This window comes from Prauserella aidingensis, from assembly GCF_024171865.1.
Classification (GTDB): domain Bacteria; phylum Actinomycetota; class Actinomycetes; order Mycobacteriales; family Pseudonocardiaceae; genus Prauserella; species Prauserella aidingensis.
Window position 1 is genome coordinate 125,911 of sequence record NZ_JAMTCN010000014.1, and the last position, 7,292, is coordinate 133,202.

Here is a 7,292-nt window from a genome sequence, read left to right on the forward strand (position 1 = left end):
TTTCGGACTCAACTCTCGGGCTGTGCAGGCTCCGTGGAAGCCGGGGTAGGCGACGCCGACAACGCGCCGTGCAGCGTGGGGGCCGCGGCGATCAGCTCGCGGGTGTACTCGTGGCGGGGCGTGTCGTACACCTCGTCGACGGGACCTTGCTCCACGATCTCGCCCCGGCGCATGACGGCGACCTCGTCGCACACCTTCCTGACGACACCGAGGTCGTGCGAGACGAACACGAGCGTCAGCGCGTACTCGTCGACGAGCCGGGTGAGCAGGTCCAGGATCTGCTGGCGCACCAGGACGTCGAGGGCACTGACGGCCTCGTCGGCGATCAGCACGTCGGGACGCGGCGCGAGCGCGCGGGCGATCGAGATGCGCTGCCGCTGCCCGCCCGAGAACCGGTGCGGATGCTTGTCTCCCGCGTCGGCGGGCAGGTCGACGGCCTCGAGCAACTCGGCGACCCGTTCGTCACGGCCACGCGTGCGGCCGAGCGGTTCGCTGATGATGTCGCGCACGCGCATGCGCGGATCGAGCGACCCCATTGGGTCCTGGAACACGATCTGCAACCGGCGCCGCAGGAATCCGAGGTCGCGGTCGCGGCGATCGTCGACGCGTGTGCCGTCGAACGTGATCGTGCCCGTGGTGGGCCGGTCGAGCGCGGCGAGCAGCCTGACCAGAGTGGACTTCCCGGAACCGGATTCGCCGACGATGCCGAACTTTCCGCGACGCGGCACGTCGAGCGACACGCCACGCAGCGCGTGCACTCCGCCGCGATAGGTCCGTTCGAGGTCGCGCACCGCGACGATCGGGCCCTCACCGGCGTCGACGTCACCGGTGGCGCTGTCTGCTGTGGACGTCACAGTGCGGCCTCCAGGAGTCGTCGGGTGTAGTCGTGTGCGGGCGCCGACAGCACGTCCGCGACAGGGCCCTCCTCGACGATGCGTCCGTCGCGGCACACCAGTACGCGTTCGCACACCGACGCGATCACGGCGAGGTCGTGGGTGATGAACAACAGCGCACTGCCGCGGTCACGTACCCCCTCGGCGATGAGGTCGAGCACCTGCGCCTGCACCGTCACGTCGAGCGCCGTGGTGGGTTCGTCGCAGATCAACAGCGACGGGTCGTTGGCGAGCGCGATGGTGAGCAGCACGCGTTGCCGTTGTCCTCCGGAGAGTTCGTGGGGGTAGGCACCCGCCGTGCGCTCGGGCAGGCCGACGCGGTCGAGCAGTTCGCGGGCACGGTCGGCCGCCCTCCGGCGGGACGTGCCGTGGATCGTGAGGGTCTCGGCGACCTGCCTGCCGATGCGCATCGCCGGGTTGAGCGCCGTCATCGGCTCCTGGAACACCATGCCGAGGTCCTTGCCGCGCAGCCGAGAGAGGTCGCGTTCGGAGGCGCCGAGCAGTTCTCGGCCGCGCAGCGTCACCGACCCCGACGGCGACATCCCGTCGGGCAGCAGCCCCATGATCGCCGACGCGGTGAGCGACTTGCCCGAGCCGGACGCACCGATCAGCCCGACCCGTTCGCCGGGCGCGATGCGGAACGACACGTCGTCGACCAGCGTCACGTCGCCGTTCGCGATGCTCAGCCCGTCGACGTTCAGCAACTCGGCCGCTCCCGCGTGTTCGGTCATCGGCGGGCCTCCAGGCGCGGGTCGAAACGGTCGCGGAGGCCGTCACCGAGCAGGTTGAAGCCCAGCACCACCGCGGCGATCGCCAGGCCCGGAACGAGCGCCAGCCGCACGTCGACGGCCAGCAGTTCCTGCGATTCCTGCAGCATTCGCCCCCACGACGGCGTCGGCGGCGCGGTGCCGAACCCGAGGAACGACAACGCCGCCTCGGCGAGCACCGCCATCGCGAACGACACCGAGGACTGCACCACGACCATGCCCGAGATGTTCGGCAGGACGTGCCGCCAGGCGATCCACCACCGCGACCGGCCACCCGCCCGTGCGGCGAGCGTGTACTCCCGCGACAGCACCTGCATCGTGCCCGCCCTCGCGACCCGCGCGAACGCGGGCACGGTCGCCACGCCGATCGCGATCATCGCGGTCAACGTGCTCGCCCCGTAGACCGCCGCCAGCATGATCGCCAGCAGTAGCGCGGGGAACGCCAGCACGAGGTCACTGGTGCGCATGACGAGCTCGCCGAGCCACCGCGGCCCCATCGCCGCCAGCACCCCCAGCGGCACCCCGACCGCCGCGGCCAGCCCCACGGCGACGATCCCGACGTACAGCGTCGTCTGCGCACCGACCATGAGCTGGCTGAAGACGTCGCGGCCGAACTTGTCGGTGCCGAGCAGGTGGTCCGACGTCGGACCGAGCAGCCGCACACTCGCGTCGACGGCCTGCGGGTCGAGCGGCGTCCACACGAACGACACGAGGGCCGTCACCACGACCAGTCCCACGAGTGTCCCGCCGACGACGAGGTTTCCGCGCATCACGACCTCCGCAGCCGGGGATCGAGGACCGTGTACAGCACGTCGACGAGGAAGTTCACCAGCAGCACGCCGACCACGAGCACCAGCACGATGCTCTGCACCGACAGGAGGTCCCGCGCCGCCACGGAGTCGAGCAGCATGCTCCCCAGCCCCGGCAGGACGAACACCCGCTCGATCACCACGGCGCCGACGAGCAACGTCGCCAGTTGCACGCCCAGGACCGTCACCACCGGCACCGCGGCGTTCCGCAACCCGTGCCGCACGAGCGCCGGGTACGGCCGCAGCCCCTTCGCCCGTGCGGTGCGCAGGAAGTCCTCCCGCTGCACGTCGAGCACCGCCGACCGCACGTAGCGGGTCAGCACCGCTCCCTGCACCAGGCCCAGCGACACCGCGGGCAGGATCAGCCCCTTCAGCCAGGCGCCGAGGTCGTAGGCGGGCGGTGTCCACCCGCCCGACGGCAGCCAGCCCAGCTGCACCGAGAACACCTGCACCAGGATGATCGCCGCCAGGAACGCAGGCACCGCCACGCCGAGCTGCGCCGCCGCGGACACTCCGACGCCGCTCGGCTTGCGGTGCCGCACCGCGGCGACGATCCCCAACGGCACGGCGATCAGCACCGCGACCAGCATCCCCGCGCCGACCAGCCACAGGGTGACGCCCAGCCGGTCGACGAGTTGCGGCCCGATCGGCTCCTTCGTGACGTACGACGTGCCGAAGTCGCCGGTCAGCAGTCCGCCCATCCAGTCGAGATACTGCGTCACCAGCGGCCGGTCCAGGCCGAACTGCTGCCGCGTCTGCTCGACGAGCTCCGGCGTCGCGTTCACCCCGAGCGCGACCTGCGCCGGATCACCGGGAAGCACCGCCATGAACGCGAACACCACGACCGACGCGACGAACACGCTCGCCACGAGGATCACCAGTCTGCGCGCGATCGCCGCAGCGGGACCCGCGCCCGCCGCGACCCGTTCCGCGGCCGTCATGACGACCCCTGCCGCCGGAGCCCCGTGAGGTCGAACGACTCGCTCACCTGGTTGGCCTGCAGCCCGCGGACCTCGTTCTTCGCGACGACGATGTTCGGGAACAGGAACAGCCAGTTGGCGGCTGCGTCGTCGGACAACGTCCTGGCGACCTCACGCATGTCGGAGATGTATTCCCGGGGCGGCGCCGTGTCGGCCTCCGACAGGAGACGTTGCACGCGCGGGCTGTCGTAGCCCCAGTAGAACTCGGGGTCGCCGAACGTCGTGATGTCCTGCGGTTCGACGTGCTGGACGATCGACATGTCGTAGTCGCCGTCGGTGAAGACCTGTTGCAGCCACACTGCGGGGAAGTCGAGCGGTTCGATGTCGACCGTGACCCCGACCTTCTTCAGGTGCGAGGCGATGACCTGGGCCGACGACACGGCGTACGGCAGGTTGGCGATCCGCAGGTTCAACCGCAGCGATTCGTGTCCCGCCTCGCGCAGCAAGCTGCGGGCGCGCTCCGGGTCGTACGGATACTCGCGGGAGAGGTCCTCGAACCACGGGTCGGTGGGCGGAACCATGCTGCCGATCAGCTTCCCGCGCCCGCCCCACGCGGCCTGGAGCAATGCTTTCCGGTCGATGGCGTACGTCAACGCCTTGCGCACCCGCACGTCGTCGAGCGGGGCGCGGCGGTTGTTGTAGGCGAGCACCACCTCACCGTTCGTCGTGCCCTGCAGCACGCGGAACCGGTTGTCGGCCTCGAACTGCGGCACCGAATCGGGCGCGGTCACCCCGGAGATGACGTCGATGCCACCGGAGAGCAGCGCGTTGTTCAGCGCGGTCGCGTCGGCGTAGTACTTGAGCACGACCGTGCCGTAGTCGGGTTCGGGCCGAGGATCGTCGGGCCTGCTGTACTCCGGGTTGCGGGTGAGCACGACCGAATCGCCGCGGCGCCTGCTCTCGACGTCGTACGGGCCGGTGCCGACGGGATCGTTCGCGAGGTCGGCCACGCCGTCCGGGGTGAACATCGCGCCGATCCGGGTGGTCATGGAGCGCAGCCACGAGTTGCTCGGCCTGCTCAGCACCACGCGGGCGTGGTGCTCGCCGACCACCTCGACGCGGTCGACGACGTCCATTCCGGACTTCAGCGAAATGGTCCAGTCCTGCTTCACCTGTTCGATGGAGAACTTGACGTCCGAAGCGGTGAACGGCTCGCCGTTGCTGAACGTCGCGTTGTCGCGCAGGTGGAAGTCGTACACCGTCCGGTCGTCGCTGACATCCCACGATTCGGCGAGTCCCTCGGTGATCTCACCATCGGAGTCGATCTTCACCAGCGTCTCGTAGACGTTGTAGAGCAGCGCCTGCGGAATCGCGGCACCGTCGGTGGTGGTGAAGTCGAAATTCTGCGGCTCCGCGGTGAATCCGACGGCCAGCGTCGAAGGGCCGCCCGCCACCATCGCCGTCGATCCGGCGGTGCAACCGGCCAGCGCGAGGGGCGCGGCCAACACCGCGGCGGACACCAGCGCCGAGAGCGCCGACCGCCGTGTCGACATCCGTCACCGCCTCCCGACCACCCCGGAGAACCCGATCAGCAGGTGACAGTGGCACCGCGAAGATCAACGGTCAAGAGGGTCGACCATCCAGCGCAGCCGACAGGTCCCGCCACAGGTCCTCTGGGTCTTCGAGGCCGACACTCAGCCGTAACAGTCCCGGCGCCACGTGCGAGTCGCCAGGCAGGTGAGCGCGCCGTTCGATCGTGCTCTCGACCCCGCCGAGGCTCGTCGCGTTATGAATGAGTTTCAAGTTCGCGCAGAGGCGTTCGGCGGCGGCGCCGTCGACGAGGTCGAACGACAGCATCGCCCCCGTCCCCGGGTAGCGCACCCGTTCGACGGCCGGGTGCCCGCCGAGTCGTTCGGCCAGCACCGCCGCGGTCCGCGACTCCTCGGCCAGCCGCACCCCGAGCGTGCGCAGCCCGCGCAGAGCCAGCCACGCCTCGAGCGCACCGGGAGTGGCGCCCGTCCGCGTGCGCGCCTCGCGCAGCGAGGTCGACAAGTCGTCGCGGGCGGTCACCGCCACGCCGAGCAGGAGGTCGCTGTGCCCACCGATGAACTTGGTGACGCTGTGCACGACGACGTCCGCACCCAGCTCGAGGGGCTGTTGGCCGATCGGGGTGGCGAAGGTGTTGTCGACGACCGTCAGCGGCGCGGAGTCACTCGAACGGGCGGCCTTCAGGATCGCGTCGAGGTCCATGACGTCGAGGGTCGGGTTGGTGGGCGATTCGAGCCACAGGACGTCGACCTCGCCCGCCGCGGCGACCCACGCGTCGGTGTCGGTGGGCTCGATGCGCCGGACGGTGAGTTTGCCCTGTTCGTGGGCGTGGTCGAACGCGCTGCGCGTCCCGACGTAGCTGTAGACGGGCACGGCGATCGTCGCGCCCACGGGCAGCAGATCGAGCACGGCCGTGACGGTCGCCATGCCGGAGGCGTAGGCCGTGGCGGTGCCGCCTTCGAGCGTGCCGACGGCCTCCTCGAAGGCCGCCCACGTGGGCGTACCGACGTCGCGCGAGTACTCGAGGCCGAGAGCGCTGGCCGACACGAGGGGGACGTTGGCGGGATTGCCGTCACCGGCCTCGGGACGGCCGGCGAGGATGGCGCGGGTGCGCGGGGACCACGAATCGTTCACGCGGCCAACCGTAGCCGTGGCCACTGTCCACGTCCCGTCAACGAGATCAACGCGATGCCGCGCGTCTCCCCCACCTCCCGAACAGCCGCCAGCGCCGTCCGGCGACTGGACCCGCAACACGCTCCCCGGAACCTGCAACACGGTCCCCGCAATCCGCAACACGGTCCCCAGAACCTGCAACACGGCGCCCTTAGCGCAGGACACGCGGGGCAAACCTGCCCACCTACGGGGGTCCGGGGGCGTGCCCCCGGCAGGGGTGTGGGGCTTGGCCCCACAAGGCATCAACGGAAGCTGACAAAGCGAAACGCCCCTTGCGTGAGCAAGGGGCGTTTCGCTTACGTGCGCGAGGTGGGAGTTGAACCCACACGTCCTTTCGGACACACGGACCTGAACCGTGCGCGTCTGCCATTCCGCCACTCGCGCGAGTGCCTCTCTGCGGCAGCACCAATAGCGTAGCAGGCCGTTTCAGGGGCTTTCACCGGCCCCGGTGTCATGGGCGCCAAACCCAGATACGATCGATGCACGAGGGGCGTTCACCAGGGAGGAGGTTGTCCGGATTGGGTCGTGTTCAGCGTTTTGACCGGCGCCTCGAGAGCCTGGTGGGCAATACCTTCGCCCGGATGTTCGGTGGCAACGTCGTCACGGAGGAAGTGGCGCACAGTCTGGAGCGCGAGAGTGAGGACAACGTTCGTGAGCTCGCGGGTGGGCGCAAGCTCGCCCCGAACCACTACATCGTCTCCTTGGGTGCTGCAGATCACGATCGGATGGCAGGCGATGAGCAGCGGGTCACCGGATTGCTGGCGGACGCCGTCTCACAGCATCTGTCCGAACACGGTTGGGACACCTATGGTGACGTCGTAGTTTCGCTAGAGCGCAACGAAGCGCTGCATACTGGACAGTTCAAGACCCGCTCGACCGTTGATCCCGACGTCACAGCAGCATTTGATGGCGACGGTCAAGCACGGCCGGCACGAACCAGCGACGCAGGAGACCGAGCAATGAGCCAGCCCGGCGGCTACGGCCAGTACGACCAGGGTGACCCGTACGGCCAGGGCCAGTACGGATACGGACAGGGACAGCCCGGCTACGACCAGTACGGCCAGGACCCGTACGGCCAGGGTTACGGCCAGCCCGGGTACGACCAGTACGGCCAGCAGGGCTACGACCAGGGCTACGGTCAGCCCGGCTACGACCAGTACGGCCAGGATCCCTATGCGCAGG

7 protein-coding genes and 1 tRNA gene are annotated in these 7,292 nt (G+C 69.5%); 1 reads left to right on the top strand and 7 read right to left on the bottom strand.

Annotated elements, in window-relative coordinates; all coding sequences use genetic code 11:
* Positions 1-8: 8 nt before the first annotated feature.
* The 7 genes from LY13_RS15655 to LY13_RS15685 form a co-directional block, all read right to left on the bottom strand.
* A complete protein-coding gene (locus LY13_RS15655; protein ID WP_253829198.1) occupies positions 9-800 on the bottom strand; it encodes an ABC transporter ATP-binding protein in 792 nt (263 codons plus the stop codon).
* A 50-nt stretch (positions 801-850) separates the two neighbouring features.
* Positions 851-1,624, bottom strand: a complete 774-nt coding sequence (locus tag LY13_RS15660; RefSeq protein WP_253829181.1) for an ATP-binding cassette domain-containing protein — start codon at positions 1,622-1,624, stop codon at positions 851-853.
* Positions 1,621-2,430 (bottom strand): ABC transporter permease, encoded by an 810-nt coding sequence (locus LY13_RS15665; protein ID WP_253829182.1) that lies wholly within the window; start codon positions 2,428-2,430, stop codon positions 1,621-1,623. The genes LY13_RS15660 and LY13_RS15665 overlap by 4 nt, the downstream gene beginning before the upstream one ends.
* A complete protein-coding gene (locus LY13_RS15670) occupies positions 2,430-3,410 on the bottom strand; it encodes an ABC transporter permease (protein WP_253829183.1) in 981 nt (326 codons plus the stop codon). The genes LY13_RS15665 and LY13_RS15670 overlap by 1 nt, the downstream gene beginning before the upstream one ends.
* Positions 3,407-4,942 (bottom strand): ABC transporter substrate-binding protein, encoded by a 1,536-nt coding sequence (locus LY13_RS15675; RefSeq protein WP_253829184.1) that lies wholly within the window; start codon positions 4,940-4,942, stop codon positions 3,407-3,409. Before LY13_RS15675 ends, LY13_RS15670 begins: the two co-directional genes overlap by 4 nt.
* Before the next feature lie 70 nt (positions 4,943-5,012).
* Positions 5,013-6,071: a trans-sulfuration enzyme family protein gene (locus LY13_RS15680; protein ID WP_253829185.1), complete on the bottom strand. Its 1,059-nt coding sequence runs from the start codon at positions 6,069-6,071 to the stop codon at positions 5,013-5,015.
* 340 nt (positions 6,072-6,411) lie between these two features.
* Positions 6,412-6,494: transfer RNA gene (locus LY13_RS15685), tRNA-Leu, on the bottom strand.
* A gap of 134 nt (positions 6,495-6,628) precedes the next feature.
* Between LY13_RS15685 and LY13_RS15690 the strand changes: the two genes are divergently transcribed.
* Positions 6,629-7,292, top strand: a 664-nt coding sequence (locus LY13_RS15690) for a DUF3662 domain-containing protein (RefSeq protein ID WP_253829186.1), incomplete at its 3' end; no start/stop codon positions are given.